At 71.0% G+C, this 17204-nt stretch carries 17 protein-coding genes; 9 read left to right on the forward strand and 8 right to left on the reverse strand.

Annotation, left to right across the window (positions count from 1 at the left end):
- The first annotated feature begins 507 nt into the window (after window positions 1–507).
- Window positions 508–921 carry an SRPBCC family protein gene (locus tag DMH12_RS02960; RefSeq protein WP_125489955.1) on the forward strand — a complete coding sequence of 138 codons (414 nt, stop codon included), beginning with the start codon at window positions 508–510 and terminating at the stop codon, window positions 919–921.
- Window positions 922–970: 49 nt separating this feature from the next.
- Here DMH12_RS02960 and DMH12_RS02965 read toward each other — a convergent pair whose 3' ends face one another.
- Entirely contained in the window at window positions 971–1393 is a 423-nt protein-coding gene (locus DMH12_RS02965) for an SRPBCC family protein (RefSeq protein ID WP_125489956.1), read from the reverse strand.
- Window positions 1394–1586: 193 nt separating this feature from the next.
- Here DMH12_RS02965 and DMH12_RS02970 point away from each other — a divergent pair, with 193 nt between their 5' ends.
- On the forward strand, window positions 1587–2093 hold the full coding sequence (locus tag DMH12_RS02970; protein WP_125489957.1) for a MarR family winged helix-turn-helix transcriptional regulator: 507 nt from the start codon (window positions 1587–1589) through the stop codon (window positions 2091–2093).
- An 18-nt stretch (window positions 2094–2111) separates the two neighbouring features.
- Here DMH12_RS02970 and DMH12_RS02975 read toward each other — a convergent pair whose 3' ends face one another.
- Window positions 2112–2774 (reverse strand): FMN-dependent NADH-azoreductase, encoded by a 663-nt coding sequence (locus DMH12_RS02975; protein WP_125489958.1) that lies wholly within the window; start codon window positions 2772–2774, stop codon window positions 2112–2114.
- A gap of 137 nt (window positions 2775–2911) precedes the next feature.
- On the opposite strand from DMH12_RS02975, the gene DMH12_RS02980 reads away from it, so the two are divergent.
- Window positions 2912–3577, forward strand: coding sequence for a nitroreductase (locus DMH12_RS02980; protein ID WP_125489959.1), 666 nt, complete (start codon window positions 2912–2914; stop codon window positions 3575–3577).
- A 92-nt stretch (window positions 3578–3669) separates the two neighbouring features.
- Window positions 3670–4398 (forward strand): SDR family oxidoreductase, encoded by a 729-nt coding sequence (locus DMH12_RS02985; RefSeq protein WP_125489960.1) that lies wholly within the window; start codon window positions 3670–3672, stop codon window positions 4396–4398.
- Window positions 4399–4447: 49 nt separating this feature from the next.
- Here the strand turns inward: DMH12_RS02985 and DMH12_RS02990 are convergent, their stop codons facing one another.
- Window positions 4448–5194: a cyclopropane-fatty-acyl-phospholipid synthase family protein gene (locus DMH12_RS02990; RefSeq protein ID WP_125489961.1), complete on the reverse strand. Its 747-nt coding sequence runs from the start codon at window positions 5192–5194 to the stop codon at window positions 4448–4450.
- A gap of 220 nt (window positions 5195–5414) precedes the next feature.
- The gene (locus DMH12_RS02995; protein WP_125489962.1) at window positions 5415–6728 is read right to left on the reverse strand and encodes a sodium:proton antiporter; all 1314 of its coding nucleotides are present in this window, start codon (window positions 6726–6728) and stop codon (window positions 5415–5417) included.
- 303 nt (window positions 6729–7031) lie between these two features.
- Between DMH12_RS02995 and DMH12_RS03005 the strand changes: the two genes are divergently transcribed.
- Together DMH12_RS03005 and DMH12_RS03010 are read left to right on the forward strand one after the other, a co-directional pair.
- A complete protein-coding gene (locus DMH12_RS03005; RefSeq protein WP_125489963.1) occupies window positions 7032–7757 on the forward strand; it encodes a molybdopterin-dependent oxidoreductase in 726 nt (241 codons plus the stop codon).
- Window positions 7741–8469 (forward strand): cytochrome b/b6 domain-containing protein, encoded by a 729-nt coding sequence (locus DMH12_RS03010; RefSeq protein WP_125489964.1) that lies wholly within the window; start codon window positions 7741–7743, stop codon window positions 8467–8469. The genes DMH12_RS03005 and DMH12_RS03010 overlap by 17 nt, the downstream gene beginning before the upstream one ends.
- A gap of 44 nt (window positions 8470–8513) precedes the next feature.
- Here the strand turns inward: DMH12_RS03010 and DMH12_RS03015 are convergent, their stop codons facing one another.
- Entirely contained in the window at window positions 8514–8882 is a 369-nt protein-coding gene (locus DMH12_RS03015; RefSeq protein WP_125489965.1) for a VOC family protein, read from the reverse strand.
- Between the two features lie 63 nt (window positions 8883–8945).
- On the opposite strand from DMH12_RS03015, the gene DMH12_RS03020 reads away from it, so the two are divergent.
- Together DMH12_RS03020 and DMH12_RS03025 are read left to right on the forward strand one after the other, a co-directional pair.
- Window positions 8946–9407 (forward strand): MarR family winged helix-turn-helix transcriptional regulator, encoded by a 462-nt coding sequence (locus DMH12_RS03020; protein ID WP_125489966.1) that lies wholly within the window; start codon window positions 8946–8948, stop codon window positions 9405–9407.
- Between the two features lie 136 nt (window positions 9408–9543).
- On the forward strand, window positions 9544–10863 hold the full coding sequence (locus DMH12_RS03025) for a PP2C family protein-serine/threonine phosphatase (RefSeq protein ID WP_125489967.1): 1320 nt from the start codon (window positions 9544–9546) through the stop codon (window positions 10861–10863).
- Between the two features lie 153 nt (window positions 10864–11016).
- Here the strand turns inward: DMH12_RS03025 and DMH12_RS03030 are convergent, their stop codons facing one another.
- The 3 genes from DMH12_RS03030 to DMH12_RS03045 all read right to left on the reverse strand — a co-directional run bounded on the left by DMH12_RS03030 (window position 11017) and on the right by DMH12_RS03045 (window position 15772).
- Window positions 11017–13164, reverse strand: a complete 2148-nt coding sequence (locus tag DMH12_RS03030; RefSeq protein WP_125489968.1) for an FUSC family protein — start codon at window positions 13162–13164, stop codon at window positions 11017–11019.
- A 249-nt stretch (window positions 13165–13413) separates the two neighbouring features.
- Complete coding sequence (locus tag DMH12_RS03035; RefSeq protein ID WP_260473994.1) at window positions 13414–14478, reverse strand: aromatic acid exporter family protein; 1065 nt, start codon at window positions 14476–14478, stop codon at window positions 13414–13416.
- Between the two features lie 643 nt (window positions 14479–15121).
- Window positions 15122–15772: a TetR/AcrR family transcriptional regulator gene (locus DMH12_RS03045; protein WP_125489970.1), complete on the reverse strand. Its 651-nt coding sequence runs from the start codon at window positions 15770–15772 to the stop codon at window positions 15122–15124.
- A gap of 146 nt (window positions 15773–15918) precedes the next feature.
- On the opposite strand from DMH12_RS03045, the gene DMH12_RS03050 reads away from it, so the two are divergent.
- A complete protein-coding gene (locus tag DMH12_RS03050; protein WP_125489971.1) occupies window positions 15919–17022 on the forward strand; it encodes a hypothetical protein in 1104 nt (367 codons plus the stop codon).
- Window positions 17023–17204 lie beyond the last annotated feature (182 nt).

A 17204-nucleotide genomic window follows, 5' to 3' on the forward strand; every position in this document is an offset into this window, starting at 1 on the left:
CTGCGGGCCCGGCGCCCGTAGCCGCCCGGTTCCGGCGGCTGCGGGCGGTCGGCACCGGTTACGGCGGCTCCGACGCTGCCGCGAAGCTGCTGCTGAGCGCGGGCGGCGCGTGGAGCCCGCTCGGGGCGCCCTGCTGGTGCCGGTGGCCCGGAGCGCGGGCCACGTCCTGTACCGCCTGATGGCCGACCGTCTGATCCCGGTCGCCGACACGCTTGGCGCGCTGGGCACTTCCGTGGCCCACGCGTCACGCCCCCCGCCACGCCACGCTGACGGTCGAGGTCTTCCCGGGAGCGGACCACCGCCTGCGACTGCCGGACGCCGCCGAGCCTCCACCGGAGTACTTCACCGGGCTGACCGATGGGCTGCGACGGCGGTGACCTCGCCGCACCGTTGCGGGCGAATCCTCGATGCACAGTCCGCGCGTCCCGGCCGTCCGAGCGCGTCCTGTCGGGTGAGCCGTCCCCGCGCCGGTTTTGCCCTCCCGGGAGCCGGGGCACTGGGCACGGCATGGGTGACTACGACAACGCGATCACGGTGAACGTCCCTCCCGGCAAGCTCTTCGCCTACCTCTCCGACGTGGAGAACCTGCCCGCCTACATGCCGCGCCTGACGGCCGCGCATCCCCACGACGGCGACCGGGTCACCGTCACCGCCCACATCGACCCTCCGGACGCCCCTGAGCAGGACGTGACCAGCGAGGCCTGGATCCACGTCCTTGAGGACGGGAAGACCCTGGAGTGGGGCGCACCCGGGCCGCACGACTACCACGGCCGCCTCCACATCAGCGAAGGCCCCAGCGAAGCCTCCTCCCGCCTCAAGGTCGAGCTGCACACGCAGCGGGCCGAGGGCGGACACATCAACGAAGGGCTCCAGGAAGCCCTGCAAGGCATCAGGGACGCGGTCGAGACCGCCGAGCACTGACCGACCCGGCAGCGGGGCCGCCCCCGCGTGTGCCCGGCGGCACCAGGGGCTAAGTCGACTTCAGGGGCTCCCTGAAGGACTTGCGGAACATCGGCCCGGCGAACGGAATGACCGGCGAGAGCAGCTTCGCCTTGAGGGAGCTGGGATGCCGTTCCAGGCTGACGTCGATGCGGGTGCCGTCATTCGTGGGCGTCAGCCGGAAGTCCCACCCGCCGGGCCCGAAGGGCGTCGAGTCGTGTGTGGTGACCGTGACCCGGTTGTGCGACGGGTCCCACTCGTAGCGCGCGTTCTCCCAGGACTTGTCATTCCCCTCGGTGACCTCGGCCCAGGTGTCGCCTTTGTCGTGGACCTGGTAGTGCGCGGCGTCGATCGACGGCCACTGCTCCACGCGCGAGGGGGTGAAGTTGGTCAGTACCCCCATCACCTCGGCCGGCGTCATCGACGAGTCCATGTGGAAGTGCAGGGATGGCATGACCCGCTCCTTGGTTCTGGAAGGCGGAACCGTCAGGGCTCACCTCCCAGGATGCGCCCCGGGCGGCACGAACGCACGGTCACGGTGTGTACCGCCCCTTCCAGCCGCGGCCCGCCGCGGCCGCCGCCAACTCGGCCTCGCATCCGTTTCATGTGAAACGGTCACGAACGTTCGGCAGCTGTACGATGCCCCCATGGCCCCCCAAGCTTCCCGCCGTGACGCCGCGACGCGTGCCAACGACCGCCCCGGTGACGCCTCCCCGTTCGCGCTCGGCCTGCTCCTGCGGCGTGCGCACTGGCGGGCGGCCGGCCTGATGTCGGAGGCGCTGCGCCCGCTCGGCATCGAGTTGCGGCACTTCGCCGTGCTGATCGTGCTGGTCGACCGCGGTCCCACCGTGCAACGTGACCTGGCCGCGGCCACGGGGACGGACAAGGCGGGGATCATGCGGGTCGTCGACGACCTGGAGCGCCGCAACCTCGCCGTGCGCAAGGCCGTGCCCGGGGACCGCCGGGCACGGTCGGTGGAGATCACCCCCGAAGGGCTTGCGCTCTTCGACGCCGCGCACGTCGCGGCCGAGCCGCTGGCCGAGCGACTGGTCGCCGACCTGGGGCCAGACGGCTCGGAGCAGCTCACACGTCTGCTGACCGTGCTGGCCCACCCCGGCGGCCAGAAGCCGGCCCCGCCCGCTCACTCCGGATGAACCGCGGACGCGCCACCCTCACCTGTCGGCATCGGCGGTGAGGCGATCGGCCAGCGCCTTGGCCTTGGTGATCGCTTCGCTGTGCGCACGCTCCTTCGAGGCCTGGAAGAGGGAGACCAGTTCCGCCATGGCGGGGTTGCGCGGAGCCATGGTGAGTTCCGGGACGATGAAGTCGACGTCCAGGCCGAGAGTGCGCCCGAGGACGGCCTCCAGGTAGTTCCGCACGAACTCGAAGCCTTCGCGTGGCGTCCCGGGCGCGTAGGAGCCGCCGCGGCTCGCGACCACCACGGCCGGAGTCCCCTGTGCCGAGGGCGCCTCGCCCGCCGTGCGACCGAGCAGGAGCACGCTGTCCAGCCACGCCTTCAGGGTCGACGGCACCGTGTAGTTGTACATGGGAGCGCCGATGACGACGGCATCCGCCCGCTCCAGTTCCTCGATGAGCTCCAGGCGGGCGGCGAAGGCGGCGGACTGGCCGGCCGTGCGCTCCGACGGGTCGGCGTAACCGGCCGACCAGGCGTCCTGGGTGATGTGCGGGACGGGTTCGGCGGCGAGGTCGCGGTAGACCACCGTGCCGCCCGGGTGCTGCTCCTCCCAGGTCCGGCTGAAGGCGGCCGTGACCGACCGGGACGCGGACGCCCCGGAGGGGAAGACGGACGAATCGATGTGCAGAAGTGTGGCCATGAAGCGTCTCCGTGCAGAGGTGTCGGGCCCGGGCGGTGGCCGGGCTGCTCACGCAACGAAGTTATACACGAGATGGTCGCGAATGATACTGTCGCGTTCGAATCCATGATCGTGAGCAATTAGGGAGATGCGTCTTCATGGACGTCTACGAGGCGGTCGCGAGTCGACGGTCCGTACGCCGATTCACCGACCGGCCCGTCCCACGGGAAGTCCTCGAACGCGTGCTGTCCGCCGCCGTCTGGGCACCCTCCGGATCGAACCTCCAGCCCTGGCACGCCTTCGTCCTCACGGGTGGGCCGCTGGACTCGGTCAAGAAGCGGGCGGGTGCCCGGCTGGCCGCGGGCGACCCCTGGGACGAACCCGAGTACGAGCAGTACCCGACCGACCTCAAGTCTCCGTACCAGGAGCGCCGGAGTGCCTTCGGAGAACAGCGCTACGGTGCCCTCGGGATCCCGCGGGCCGACGTGGAGGCACGCCAGCGGGCCGCCTCGGCGAACTGGGACTCCTTCGGGGCGCCGGCCGCGATGTTCTGCTACATCGACCGCGACCTGGGCCGCCCGCAGTGGAGCGACGTGGGCATGTTCCTCCAGACGGTGATGCTGCTCCTGCGCGCGGAAGGGCTGCACAGCTGCACGCAGATGGCGTGGGCCAAGTTCCACCGGACCGTCGCCGAAACCGTGATGCCCCCGCGGGACCTGACCCTCTTCTGCGGCATGTCGATCGGATACGAGCGCCCCGATGCCCGCACCACCCGCACCGGGCGGGCTCCGGTGCGGGAGACGGTCACGTTCGTCGACGCCTGAGACTCATTCCTTCGGGCGCCTGAAGGAGCCTTCGCACCCGGACCCCCACACAGTGGTCCGTGAGCCACACATTTCACGAGGAGAGGATTGCCATGAGGATCGCGGTCATAGGCGGTACGGGGCTGATCGGATCACAGGTCGTGGAGAAGCTGAACGCGGCCGGACACGAGGCGGTGCCGCACTCGCTGTCCACCGGCGTGGACGTCATCAGCGGGCAAGGCGTGGCCCAGGCCGTCGCGGGAGCGGACGTCGTCGTCAACCTGACGAACAGCCCGACCTTCGACGACGCCTCGCCGGCCTTCTTCCAAACCTCCATGGACAACCTGCTGACCGCGGCCCGCGAGGGCGGGGCGGGTCACTTCGTCATCCTGTCCATCGTCGGCGTCGACAAGGTGCCGGAGCTGGACTACTACCGTGCCAAGACCCTCCAGGAGGAGCTCCTGCGGTCCGGGCCGGTGCCCTACTCGATCGTGCGCGCCACCCAGTTCATGGAGTTCATGGACGCGGTGCTGACCTGGACGGCCGACGACGACACCGTCCGCCTCCCGGCCACGCCCATCCAGCCGATCGCCGCCAGGGACGTGGCCGAGGCGGTCGCACAGGTCGCGCTCGGCGCCCCGCTGAACGGCATCCGCGACATCGGCGGACCCGAGGTCTTCGCCCTCGACGAACTGGGCCGGCTGACCCTCTCCCACAAGGGCGACGCCCGCTCGGTCGTCACCGACCCCACCGCCGGCATGTTCGCGGCCGTCAGGGGCGACGTCCTCACCGACATGAAAGCCCACCTGGCACCGACCCGGTACGCCGACTGGCTCTCCTGAGGTGCGAGGGGGGGCGGGCAGCAGGCTGCCCGCCCCCCGCCCACGGCCCCTAGCGGCGCATCAGCGCGAAGACGCCCCAGCCGAGGTACTCACGCTGGTAGCGCGTGTAGCGGGCCGGTTCGGCGGAGAGCTCGGCCCGGATCTCGGCCGCCAGCTCGTCATCCGGATGGCGATCGAGCCAACGCCGCATGTTGAGCCACTGCGCGGCCTGGTACCGGTCCCAGCTGTCCTGGTCGGCCAGCATCATCTCCACGACGTCGTACCCCAGGGAACCGAACCGCTCGATCAGCTCCGGCAACAGCAGGAAGTCCTCCTTGCCATGGGCGTGGCTGGCTCGGGCGGTCTCCTGGTCCGGCACTTCCCGGCGCCAGTACGGCTCGCCGATCAGCATCAGCCCGCCCGGGGCAAGGCTGCCGGCGAGCAGTTCGACCGTGCCGGCCACGCCGCCTCCGATCCAGGTCGCGCCGACGCAGGCCGCGAGCCCGACCGGTTCGTCCGCGACGTGGCCCGACGCGTCGCCGTGCACGAACTCGACCTGTTCCGCGACACCCAGTTCGGCCGCGCGGGCACGCGCCCGCTCGGTGAACACCGTGCTGATGTCCACCCCGGTACCGGTGATGCCGTGGTCACGGGCCCAGGTGCACAGCAACTCGCCCGAACCACTGGCGAGGTCGAGCACACGCGTCCCGGGTGCCAATCGCAGCGCTCGGCCCAGCGCCGCGAGCTTGGCGGCGGTGAGCGGGTTGTGAATGCGGTGGCTACGTTCGCGAATGGTGAAGATGCGTGGAAGATCCACGAGAGGTGTTCCTTCGGTTCGATGCGGTCATGGCCTTCGAGGGGGACAGCCGGCCGAAGTCGGCCGCCGGCACTCGGACCGTCATCAAAAACACCTCGCGCAGCACGTACGGATCCCGGACGTGGCCAATGTAGACAGCCGTGGCCGACCCTTCCACCCATTAACCGGGAGTGGGCCACGGGGGAGACGCGGCACCGCCACGAAGCGCACGCCGCCGGGGTCAGGGACGCTCGTCGGCCACGTCGTCCCGGCTCGGTGTCGGCCCCGTGTGCGGGCGGTCCAGGGCCCACAGCCGCCGCAGCCGGTCGAGGCGGGAGATCGCGGGCGCGGCGGTGACTCCGTGCAGGACGACGGAGGCGAGGACGGTGAAGGCGACGACGGCCCACAGCTCACCGGAGGGCACGTGAAAGCCTTCCGTTCCGAGTGCGTGTGCGAGGTAGAACAGCGACCCGATACCGCGGACCCCGAAGAAGGCGATGACCAGGCGTTCCCGGGGACCTGCCGCCGTGCCGAACTGCGCGACCCAGCCGGTCAGGGGCCGGGTGACGAGCAGCAGGAGCAGACCGACGGCGGCGCCTCGCCATGTCAGGTCCTCCAGAGCGCCCTGCGCCACACAGACACCCAGCAGGAAGAGGAGACCGGCGGTGAGCAGCCGCTCGACCTGCTCCACGAAGTCGTGCAGCACCGAGTGGTAGCCGTGGTCGCGCTCGGCGGCGCGGATGCGGCACGCGGTGACGAAGACGGCGAGGAAGCCGTATCCGTGGGCGAGCTCGGTGACGCCGTAGGAGAGGAACGTGGCGCCCAGGGCGACGAAGCCCTCCCGGTGCTCGGACAGCCGTACGGCCTGCCGGGCGGCACGGAAGAAGAGCCACCCGAGCAACTTGCCCACGGCCAGGCCGGCCAGCACGCCGACCACACAGGCGTACAGCACGTCGACCAGCAGCCAGTGACCCACCCAGCCGCCGGAAAGGCCGGTCCCCGCCGCCGCGGTCAGCGCGATCGCCGCCATGACGACGGGAAACGCGAGACCGTCGTTGAGGCCCGCCTCGCTGGTGAGGGCGAAACGGACCTCGTCCTCGTCGTGCTCGGAGTCGGTGGGCGCGCCCACCCGCACCTCGGAGGCGAGCACCGGGTCGGTGGGTGCGAGCACGGCCGCGAGCAACAGCGCCGCGGCCGGCGGCCAGTCCAGCAGCCACCAGGCCAGGAGCCCCGTCGCCGCGATCGTGAGCGGCATGGTGATGCCGAGCAGTCGCCAGGTGGCACGCCACCGGCGCGCACCGAAGGGACGGTTGAGCGCGAGGCCCGCGCCCATCAGCGACACGATGACGCAGATCTCGGTCAGGTGCTCCACCCACACCCGGTCGCGCGCCAGGTCGATGTCCGGCAACGGGGTGGGCAGCAGCTGCAGCAGGATCCCGCAGGCCAGGAAGACCAGCGGCATGGACAGCGGCCGCCGGGCCACCAGCCGGGGGAGCACCGCCGCCGCCAGAGCACCCGCCCCGAGCACGGTGAAGAGGAAATCAGCCAAGGTCACCGCTGACGTGTGCCCGCCGACCCGGGACCGTACGCGCACCGCTCGCCCAGGGTGTCTGAATGACGTGGCGACATGTGCAGGTGAACTTCAGGGCCGAGGACGACACCGCGTTCGGAAGGCTCTGGGGCGAGGCTATCGACGGGACCGTGCACGGACTGACAGACGACCTCGCCCTGATGCGCTCCGCCGGGGGCGCCGGAGGAGGGCCGGTGCGCCGCCGGTCCAGGGCGGTCGGATTACCGAAGTCTGACGTCGTCGCGGATCCCCTGGACCAGCGACCCCCCGTGGTGCTCCCATGACAAGGTGAACTCTGAACCATCCGAGAGGAACGGCGCACCCGTGGGCCGGCGCGTCTTCCTCGGCACCCTCGGCCTCGGAGCGCTCGGGGTCGTCGCCGCACCCACGCTGCAACGCGGTGTGGAGGCGTTCCTGGGCGGCGCCGCCCAACGGGACCCCACCGGCCTGACGGACCTCCTCCCCAACGGCGGCGGTTTCCGATACTACTCGGTCACCTCCTCCGTACCGCACAAGGACGCCAGGACCTACCGGCTCACGGTGGACGGCCTGGTCGATCGACCGACCACGTACTCCCTTGCCGATCTCAGGGCGCTGCCACAGACCCGCATGGTGCGCGACGTCCAGTGCGTCACCGGGTGGCGGGTCCCGCGCACCGCCTTCGAGGGGGTGCGTCTGTCCGAGCTGCTGGAGGCCGCGGGGGTACGCGGGACGGCGGGCGCGGTGCGCTTCACCTGCTTCGACGGCGCGTACTCGGAGAGCCTCACCCTGGAACAGGCCCGCCGCGCGGACGTCCTGATCGCTCTGCGCATGCGGGACGAGGACCTCGGCCACGCGCACGGCGGCCCGGTGCGCCTGTACGTGGCACCCATGTACTTCTACAAGTCCGCCAAGTGGCTCTCCGGAATCACGCTCACGAAGAACGTCCGGCCGGGCTACTGGGAGGCGCGCGGCTACGACGTCGACGCCTGGGTGGGCCGTTCGAACGGACGGGACGATGAGCCGACGACCTGACTCCCCTGCCGCCTCCGCCCGCGTGCCGCGGTTCAGCCTCACCGAACGCCGGGCCCACCGGGTGACGGCCGGGCTGATGGGCGTGTGCGTGTTGACCGCGGCCTGCCTGTACGTTCCACAGCTCGCCCAACTCGTCGGCCGCCGGGCCCTCTTGGTCACCGTGCACCAGTGGTCCGGTGTGGCTCTTCCGGTTCCGGTCCTGGCCGCGCTGGGTTCGCGCGCCCTGCGCGCGGACCTTGGTCTACTGAACCGCTTCGGCCCGCACGACCGGCTCTGGCTGCTCGCCGTCCTGCGCAGGGACCGACGGCGGGCCTCCCGTCCCGCCCACAAGTTCAACGCGGGGCAGAAGATCTACGCGGCGTGGGCGGCGGGCGCGACGCTGGTGATGCTGGGCACCGGGCTGATGATGTGGTTCACCCACCTCACGCCCCTGGTGTGGCGCACCAGTGCCACGTTCGTCCACGACTGGCTGGCCCTGACCCTCGGCATCGTCCTGGCGGGCCACGTCGGGATGGCCCTCGCCGACCCCGAGGCCCGGCGGGGGATGCGAACGGGTTCGGTCACGCGGGCGTGGGCCGAACGGGAGTATCCGCTGTGGGCCGACGAGTTCTCGTGCGGCCCCGGGCCGTCCGGGACTGAGCCCGCGCAGTCGGGACCGCGACCGAGCACCGGGGACTCGGCGCCCCGGGGGCGCTGCGCCCCGCCCGCGTGATCAGGCACCTTCGACCGGAGGCCGGCGTTGTCCGAGCGCTCGGCTCAGCCGCGGTCGTGGAGGGTCACCTGGTAGCCGTCGGGGTCGGCGAACGTGAAGGTGCGGCCGAACGGCCCGTCGAAGGGTGCCGAGACGATCGTCGTACCAGCGGCGGCGAGGGCGTCGTGAACGTCCTGCGCGTCGGGTGCGTGCAGCCAGAGGGCCATTCCCTGCCCGGGCTGCGCGATCGCGTCCAGGGCGACGCCCTCGATGGCATCGCGTACGGCGAACGCAATGGGCTTTGTGTCGAACACGACGGCGTGCGGGGGTCCCGCGGCCGAGCGCTTCAGCCCCAGATGCTGTTCGTAGAAGGCGGCGGAGCGCTCCAGGTCGCGCACCTGCAGTGAGATGAAATCGGGTCCGGTGACGGCCATGGTCCTTACCTCTCAATCAATGTCAGTCTTCTGACATGCATCACCGTATGTCAGACTGCTGACATGAGTCAAGGTGAGCCCGGAATCGAGCTGGACACGTCACTGGGGTACATGCTCAAGGCGGCTTCGAGCGCCTTGCACTCCGCCATGGAGGCCGTGCTGAAACCGATGGGCATGACGATCACCCACTACTCCTGTCTGGAACTGCTCGCTCAGCGGCCGGGCCTGTCCAATTCCGAGCTTGCGCGCGGCACCTTCGTCACCCGGCAGTCGATGAACGTGCTCCTGCAGGCCCTCGAACGCCAGGGGCTGGTCGTCCGCGCCGCACAGGCGCCCGTGGGCAGGGCCCTGCCCACAGAGCTGTCGGCCGCCGGGCGCCGCCAGCTCCAGGCGGCCAGCGCCGCGGTCCGCCGCGTCGAGCAGGACATGCTGGCCAATCTGAACGCGGCCGATCAGGATCAGATGCGGCGCCTGCTCGGGGAATGCATCGCCTCGCTGAGTACGCCGCCCGCCACGGCGGACTGATCGCGGGTGAACCACGCGGCCGGCCGACGGCGCGGATGTCCGTGCTACAAATGGCTCCTCGGCTCTCGTGGCCGGTTGCAGGTCCGGCTGTGGGCGAGAGCAGCAGCCCTCCTTCTTCGCGACCAAAGGGGCGGCCATGTCCGACCGTACTGACCAGGAGGAAGAGGGCTCCACGGGGCCCGCTTCCATGCCGGTGCTGGAGCGGCTGGCGTTGCTCGCCGACACCACGGCTCAGCTGATCTCCAACATCGATGTCGACGAAGCACTACATCGCGTAGTCGCCCTGATCGTGCCGCGTCTCGCGGACTGGGCCGTGATCGACCTGGTCACCGCTGCCGAAGAGGTCTCGCGACACCTGGTGGTCCATGCCGAGAAGGGGAAGCTCGTGAGACGCGAGGACCTTCAAGGCCCCATGCCGCCGGTCTCCGAGCACTCACCCATGCCGTTGTCCCGGGCCTTGCGCGGTGTCGCCTCGAACTTGGCCGGGCCGGAAACCTACCAGGGTCCTCCCGACAGCGGCATCGCGGTGGAGCAGCGCAGACTGTTCGAGGTCACAGGGATCAGGACCGCGGCCATCGCTCCCATCCGCGGTCCCCGGGAGGTCGTCGGTGCCCTCACCCTGGGGCGCTCGGACGTCAGCGACCAGGACTTCACCGCGGACGACCTCACCCTGCTCGAGGACATCGCCCGACGCGTCGGCCTGGCTCTGGAGAACGGACGTCTCTACCAGCGCCAGGCCCAGGTCGCCGAGACCATGCAGCGATACCTGCTGCCCCAGCTCCCGGAGCTGCCGGGTATCGAGATGACGGCTCGCTACCTGGCCGCGCCGGATGCGTCCCACATCGGCGGCGACTGGTACGACGCCTTCCCACTGCCCTGCCGCGATACGGCGCTGGTCATCGGAGACGTGGTCGGACACGACCTCGAGGCCGCGGCCGGCATGGCACAGCTGCGCAACATGCTGCGAGCGTTCGCCTGGTCCGAGGACCGGCCGCCGCAGGGCATCGTCGAGGAACTCGACCAGGCCCTGGCGCACATCACCGATGTCCGCATGGCCACCATGATCCTGGCCCGCCTGAAGCCGGACCCCGCCGGGGTGTGGCGTCTTCGATGGACCAACGCCGGACACCCGCCGCCTCTCCTCGTCGACCACAACGGCCTGACCCGGTATCTGGACGAGGCCCGCGGTCTGCTCCTGGGCACAGGAATGAAGCACTCCCGAACCGACGCCCACATCGTCCTGCCTCCCGAATCCACCCTCGTCCTCTACACCGACGGGCTGATCGAGTCCCGTACCCACTCCCTGGACACCGGGATGGAGAACCTGCGCAGGCATGCGGCCTCCCTGGCCCACCGTCCGCTGGACAGCTTCGCCGACCAGCTGCTGCGGCGTGCCCGTCCCGCCGACAACGACGACGACGTGGCGCTCCTCGTCCTCCGCATCCCGTCGACCTGACCGTCCGAAGGACTGACCGACGAGCGGGGCGGACGGCCGCAGGTCTTCTGCTGCCCGAGCCCATGCCGCTGCACCGGCCGCGGACGGCGGCACGGCTCGATGGGGATCGCGACCTCGCCGCATCCAGTGGGCCGCACCGCAGCCTGAGGCGCCTCAGGCGCGGGTCGACGGTGTTCCGTCTGCGGTGGCCGGACGGTCCTCCGCACCGGTGGCGGTGGCGAGGTCCGCGGCGAGGGAGTGCAGCCACACCTCGAGGTCGACCAGGACGGACAGGGCTCCGGGGGAGGTCGTGGACGGGACGACAGGGGGGAGCGGTGCGACCCGGAACCTGACCCCCCGCGGAGGGAGATCGGCCGCCCTCAGCGCGGCAGCCGCCACCTGCCGCGAGGCCGTCTCCGCCCATTGCCGCGCGCCGGTCGGGAGGTCGGGCGCGCCCCGCGCGGGCGGCAGCCAGTAGGCGCCGGAGAGCACGCGCGAACCGTAGCCGAGGGCGGCCAGCCAGTCCGGCCCGTCGTCGTCCGGCCGGAGGGCGAGCTCCGTTCGGAACTGCGCGTACGCCGCCTCCGCGATGCGCAACCGGTGCAGTACCGGCCACAGGGAGCCGGTCGTGGGCCGCTCCGAGGGGTGGGCACGCGGTGCGGCGCCCTGGCCCACCACAGAGCCGGCGGTGTTCCGCACCACGGGCGCGGTGGCCCGCAGCAGCGCCGCCGCACTGCGCCGCATCTCGGTGCGCGCGCCGGCCGGCCACGCGAGGAGCCCGCACAGCAGCCCGATCACGCTGCCGGTCAGCACGTCCACCAACCGTGCCTCCTCGAGCCGCCACGTCACCGGGCTGATCTGGGCGAACGCCGTCGACACCACCAGAGTGAACAGCCCTTGCGCCCACGCCGGTCCGCCGACGGGCCCCACCGAGAAGGCGATCACCATCATCGGTACCAGCAGACCGGCGTAGACCGCGGCCGCATCACCCGCCCCGAGGATGAGCGCGCCCGCGAGCACGGCACCGACCAGGGTGCCCGTGGCGGCCGACCGCACGGCCGACCAGGTGCCGACCGCCGTCGTCCGCGCCAGGGTGAGCACGCTCAACAGCACCCAGAAGCCGTGCGACAAATCGAGCGACCCGGCCACCAGACGGGCGAGGGCGAGCCCCAGCGCCGTCCGGACCGCGTTCTGGAACACGACGGAGCGGGGCGTGAGATTGCCGCGGATCCGCACGAGCCAGAGTGGCACCACCGGCACCCGCGCGTACCAGAACTGCTCGTGGGGGAGCCCGGGCACCGTCCGACCGCCGCCCGTCGCGAGGCCGGCGGCGGTGCGCAGGGTCACCGCCGAGTCCGCCACCGTCAGCAGCGTCGACCGACGCCGCAGGAGCGCGCGGGGAGGAACACCGCGGCCCTCCGGCTCCCTCACCCGCTCGTCCAGAAACCGCGCCGTCATCTCCTCGAGGAACTCGGCGCCACGGACCGAACGGCCGCCGCGCAGGACGCCCGCGGCGTCGGAGCAGGTCGCCGCGACACCGTGCAGCAGGGTCTGCGAGGCCGTGTCGGCGGGGGCAGGCGGCAGTTCCCCGAGGGCGGCCAGCTGGTCCAGCAGCCGGCGGGCCGCCGATCCGGCCTGGGCCAGCGCCCGGTCGGTCCGGCCGGCACCGGTCGGCCGGCTCCCGCGGGGTTGCCGGGAGAACCGCAGCTCCCGCCCGGTCGTCCGCAGCCGGCGTGCCGTCCCGTCGTCGACGGATTCGGCCCGGAGGAGGAGCCGGGTCGTGTGGGCCGCCAGGTCAAGGGCGTCCGCGACCCGCTCGGCGTAGGACGGACGCCGCGGCGACGGGAACAGCAGCAGCTCACCCACCACCAGAGCTGCGGCTCCGAAGAACAGGCCCAGCAGCCGCTCGGGCAGGCTGGCGGGGGCGTAGGGCGGGAAGCAGGCCAGGATGTAGCAGAGCTGCAGCCCGGGTACGACGCTCGCGAGCCGCGGGGCACAGGCCGCACCAAACGTCAGGGCGAGGGTGACGACGAGCATGCCCACGGCCGCCGCCCATGTCGTCACCGCGAGGGCGGTCCCGAGCGCGACCAGCGCCGCCGCGGCGGGCGCGGCCCGCAGCACGCTGCTCGCGCGGTGGTGCCCCGAGCCCGGCAGCGAGGACAGGACGCCGAAGGCGATGGGGGTGAAGAGGGCGTACAGAGCGACGACCGGCCGGTCCATGAGGTACGCCGCAGGGTAGAAGCCGACGGCCGCGGCGAGCGCCACCCGCACCGCCCGCCCACTTCCGCCGAACGACCGGGTGAGCGACGGCAGTCTCCGCATCCTCGCCCCTCCCCGGCGGCCCACCGGCGCCGACTCCTCGACCACGGAGTCCCGCGGACGCCACATCATGCCGAGCCGCCGCACTCGACGGTCACCGCCGCACCCGGGAGGTCCGGCACGCTCGCCCGACCGGCGCATCCGACACGAGCGACCGGCGCACGGGGGAGGCCCCGCCACGTCATGCGGAGCCCCGGGACCGGACCACGCCCACCACCCGCGCCGGTCACAGACGCCGGTCGCGGCTCGTGCTCAATCGTCGGCGGTGGACTTGAGGACGTCGCAGGTGTTCTGGAACTCCTCCATCAGCCGGGTGGCCTCGACGACGAGGACTCCGTAGGGCCGGGAGGGGTCCGACAGAGGAAGTGAGTCGTCGCTGGCCGCCGTGAGCACGTTCTCCAGGGCGTCCTGGGCGACCGTGGCCAGGCGGCACATCTCCTGGGACTGTTCGCTGAGGCTGTCGGCCTCGAGTGCGGCCATGATGTGGGCGATGTCGCGGAGACTGCTCGCGAATTTCGCGTAGGCGCGCAAGGTGGGCGCGTAGGTGTAGGTGCTCTCCGTCTCGCGCCAGCGCCCGAGGCTGCGGGTGAGGGAACCCAGTTGGTACACCGCGCGTTCCAGGGCGTCGACGCTCTGCTGGTACCGCCCGAACGTCAGGTACCTGCGGTGGGCGGGCAGCAGGCGTCGCGGGTTGAAGGGGAGGCTGTTCTCCGCGGTGACCAGTCCCGCCCGCGCCTGCCCCACCGCCCGCTGCGCGCTTTCGCCGGCGGCACGCCACTGCTTGGCCCGTTCGGCGTCCACGTCGCCCGTGCACAGGCCGTCGGCCATGTCGTCCAGCAGGCGTTCGATCTCGGCGGCCAGGACCTGGAGACCGTGCTCGGCGCCGCGGTACCGCAGGGGCGGCGCGATGGTCAGGTTCACGAGGAGGCCGAGACCGCATCCGACGAGCACCAGCAGGACGATCTGCCCGAGCTCGGTCACCCGCTCGCCGGTGCTGGTCGCGGCGGCGTAGGTGGAGAACGCGAAGAAGGCCGCGGTGGCGACCTGCGAGCGCTGCTCGCCCAGGGCCGGCCATTGTCCGATGGTCAGGGCGATCACGGCGACCATGACGAACGCGACGAGGTCCGGGCCGGCGACGAACCCGACGGCCGCCTGCACGGCCACCCCCACGGTGACCGCGGCGGTGTAACGCAACGCCTGCCAAACCGACTGGTAGATCGTCGCATTCATGATCAGTACGGCGGAGAACGGTGCGAACGCCGGCGAGGCCGCGTGCAGGAGGTCCTGCGCCGTCCACCACGCCAGTGTCGCCGCCAATGCGCTCTTCCCGACCAGAAGCGCCGTGTTCCGCTCGTGTCCAGGCGCGTCCCACGCCCTTCGCAGCCACGCCCCGCAGCCTCGTACCCATTCCACTTTCGTGCCCCGAACTCCCACTCGCTGATCTCGTACGGCGGGGCAGGTACCCACCTCAGGCCGGATATGTACAGGACGACGTATTGGTTCGGAGGCGTCCACGCCACGAATGAAGTGTGTCACCGCGGGACAGGGCATCGGCCCCCGACATTCCGGGCCGGCTGCCACCGGGTGAAAGCGTAGGAGTGCTGAAGCACGGCGTGGATCTGGCTCGAGGGTTCCTTGAGTGAGCGTCAAGAATTTCTGTGCGCGACAGGTGTTGTACTGGGCGGAGAGACGGGCTCGTCGAGGCGCGGTGGGCCGGGCGGGCGTGACCGACGGGCTGGGGGAGGACACAGGAGCAGTACTGGGAAGAGCACGTATGAAGGCTTCTCGGCCGAGGAGGTGGCCGCGATGAAGGATCACGCCAAGGAGCAGAAGGCGGCGGCGAAGCGCGGGTCGCGAGCGTACAAAGCCGCGCTGGCCGAGAAGGACGGAGTGTCGCCCTCCTGGACGCCCCGCGCAGCAGCATGCAGCTTTGGCTGCACAGCCTCCGGCTCCTGCTTGATCACGACTGGCCGTGCAAGGCTGACGTGCCGGCCCGGGAGCCTCGTCCATGGACCAGGGGCAGGAAGACGTCGTCGACGATCTCGGTGAGGACGGCGTCGGGCACGGTGGGGATTCCGAGCATGACGTACTCGTTGCGCAGCAGTGCCATGGGCGTGTACGCGACTCGCGGGTGCAGCGCCTCGGGCGCGGCGTCCCCGCGGGCCACCGCCCGGCTGAGCATGGTCAGCCAGGCTGCCTCGTGCGCGCTTTGCGCCGTCGGGTCGCGCAGTTCGGTCAGGAGTTCCGGAGTGCTGCCGGCGGCGGCGATCAGACCGCGCAGGATCTCCCCGTAGGGGGATGACCAGGTGCTGTTCGCGCGCCGCAGCATCTCCAGGGCGTCGCCGCGCAGCGAGCCGGTATCCGGCGGCGCAGTCTCGGGAGCGGCCAGCCGGCGGTACGCCGCCACACCGAGCGCGACGCGGTTGGGCCAGCGCCGGTACAGCGCGTTCTTGTTCGTTCCGGCCCGCCGGGCCACTTCGTCCATCGTCAGGGCCGGGACGCCGGACTCCTCCAGTACCTCGGCGGCCGCTTGCAGGATGGCCTCCTCCAGCTCGGCCCCGCGTCGCCGGGTCGCCGTGGTCTGCCGCAGCTTCCTCCTGGCCTGTGCCACCGGCCGTCCTCTCTCGCCCCGCACATCTGAATCTCGGTAGGGAGCGTACTTCCGGCGGTCTCGTGCGTCCCCTCCCGCGACCTTGAGAGTACGCCGCGTACCCAATACGGTACGGCGTGTACCGTACCTCGTGAGGAGAGTTCGTCGTGCGCACCTTCGGCATCACTTACGACACAGGCTTCACCAACGCGGGCACCACCACCCGAGAGCCCTTCGACCCCGCTGTCGTTCGCCGTGAAATGCAGATCATCCGCAACGAGCTGGGCTGTGACGCTGTACGTGTCACCGGCGGAGACCGCGACCGACTTGAGGCGGCCGCGCGACACGCGGCCGACGCTCAACTCGAGGTGTGGTACTCGCCCTTCACCAACGGCCTGACCACCGGAGAACTGCTGGACTTCCTCACGGACAGCGCCGAACGCGCCGAACGGCTACGACGCGAAGGTGCGGAGGTCGTCTTCCTTGCCGGCTCGGAGATCTCACTCTTCACCGTCGGCATGCTTCCCGGGGACACGTTCGAGGAACGCGCCGCCGTCCTGGCCGACCCGCAGCAATTGCGGGCCGCGCTGCCCCGAATACCCGCCCAGGTCAACGCCTTCCTCGGCAAGGCGGTCGCCGCGGTGCGTACCACGTTCGGCGGCCGGATCGGCTACGCCTCACTTCCTTTCGAGGGGGTGGACTGGGCACCGTTCGACATAGTCGCCACCGACGCCGGCTACCGCGACGCGCGGACCGGCGACCGGCTTGCCGACGGCCTGCGGGCATTGACCGCACACGGCAAACCGGCTGCTGTCACGGAGTTCGGCTGCACCACCTACCGCGGGGCCGCTGACGTCGGCGGTCGAGGCGATGCCGTCATCGTGTGGGACGACCACGCCCGTCCTGTGCGATTCACCCGCCCCATAACCCGTGACGAACAAGAACAAGCCGCATACCTGCGTGAACTCATCAACCTCCTCGACGACTCCGCGATCGACGCGGCCTTCGTCAACACCTTCGCCCGCTATGACCTCCCGCACTCGGCCGCCGATGACGACCGTGACTTCGACAAGGCGTCCTTCGGCGTGGTCAAGGTCCTCGACGGCGGCCGCACCGGCATCGCGTACCCGGGCCTGCCCTGGGAACCCAAAGCCGCCTTCTACGCGCTCGCGGAGTACGGCCGCAGCCGGAGCCTCATGCGCTCCGGCTCTGCGGCAGGAGGTGAAGGTCGGGTGACTGTCGTCCGTGACGGTGACCACCCGACTGCTTGATCGCGACTGAAGACAGGCCAGGACGACTTCAATGGCAGCCGAGCCGACGGTGACGGCTGTACCGATCCGGACCGCTACGTGATGCACAGCAGCCGCTACCAGCCGAATGCCGACCACGGCTGCGGCTGCAAGCTGTGGCGCCGGCCTGGAGTGGCGTTCATGAAGTCCCCTCTTTCTTCGTC

Origin of the sequence: Streptomyces sp. WAC 04229 (assembly GCF_003947455.1) — a bacterium.
GTDB lineage: Bacteria > Actinomycetota > Actinomycetes > Streptomycetales > Streptomycetaceae > Streptomyces.

Coding starts and splice junctions, on each gene's coding strand:
- DMH12_RS02960 (WP_125489955.1), top strand. CDS start 508: ATGGGTGACTACGACAACGCGATCACGGTGAACGTCCCTCCCGGCAAG.
- DMH12_RS02965 (WP_125489956.1), bottom strand. CDS start 1,393: ATGCCATCCCTGCACTTCCACATGGACTCGTCGATGACGCCGGCCGAG.
- DMH12_RS02970 (WP_125489957.1), top strand. CDS start 1,587: ATGGCCCCCCAAGCTTCCCGCCGTGACGCCGCGACGCGTGCCAACGAC.
- DMH12_RS02975 (WP_125489958.1), bottom strand. CDS start 2,774: ATGGCCACACTTCTGCACATCGATTCGTCCGTCTTCCCCTCCGGGGCG.
- DMH12_RS02980 (WP_125489959.1), top strand. CDS start 2,912: ATGGACGTCTACGAGGCGGTCGCGAGTCGACGGTCCGTACGCCGATTC.
- DMH12_RS02985 (WP_125489960.1), top strand. CDS start 3,670: ATGAGGATCGCGGTCATAGGCGGTACGGGGCTGATCGGATCACAGGTC.
- DMH12_RS03010 (WP_125489964.1), top strand. CDS start 7,741: ATGAGCCGACGACCTGACTCCCCTGCCGCCTCCGCCCGCGTGCCGCGG.
- DMH12_RS03015 (WP_125489965.1), bottom strand. CDS start 8,882: ATGGCCGTCACCGGACCCGATTTCATCTCACTGCAGGTGCGCGACCTG.
- DMH12_RS03020 (WP_125489966.1), top strand. CDS start 8,946: ATGAGTCAAGGTGAGCCCGGAATCGAGCTGGACACGTCACTGGGGTAC.
- DMH12_RS03025 (WP_125489967.1), top strand. CDS start 9,544: ATGTCCGACCGTACTGACCAGGAGGAAGAGGGCTCCACGGGGCCCGCT.
- DMH12_RS03030 (WP_125489968.1), bottom strand. CDS start 13,164: ATGCGGAGACTGCCGTCGCTCACCCGGTCGTTCGGCGGAAGTGGGCGG.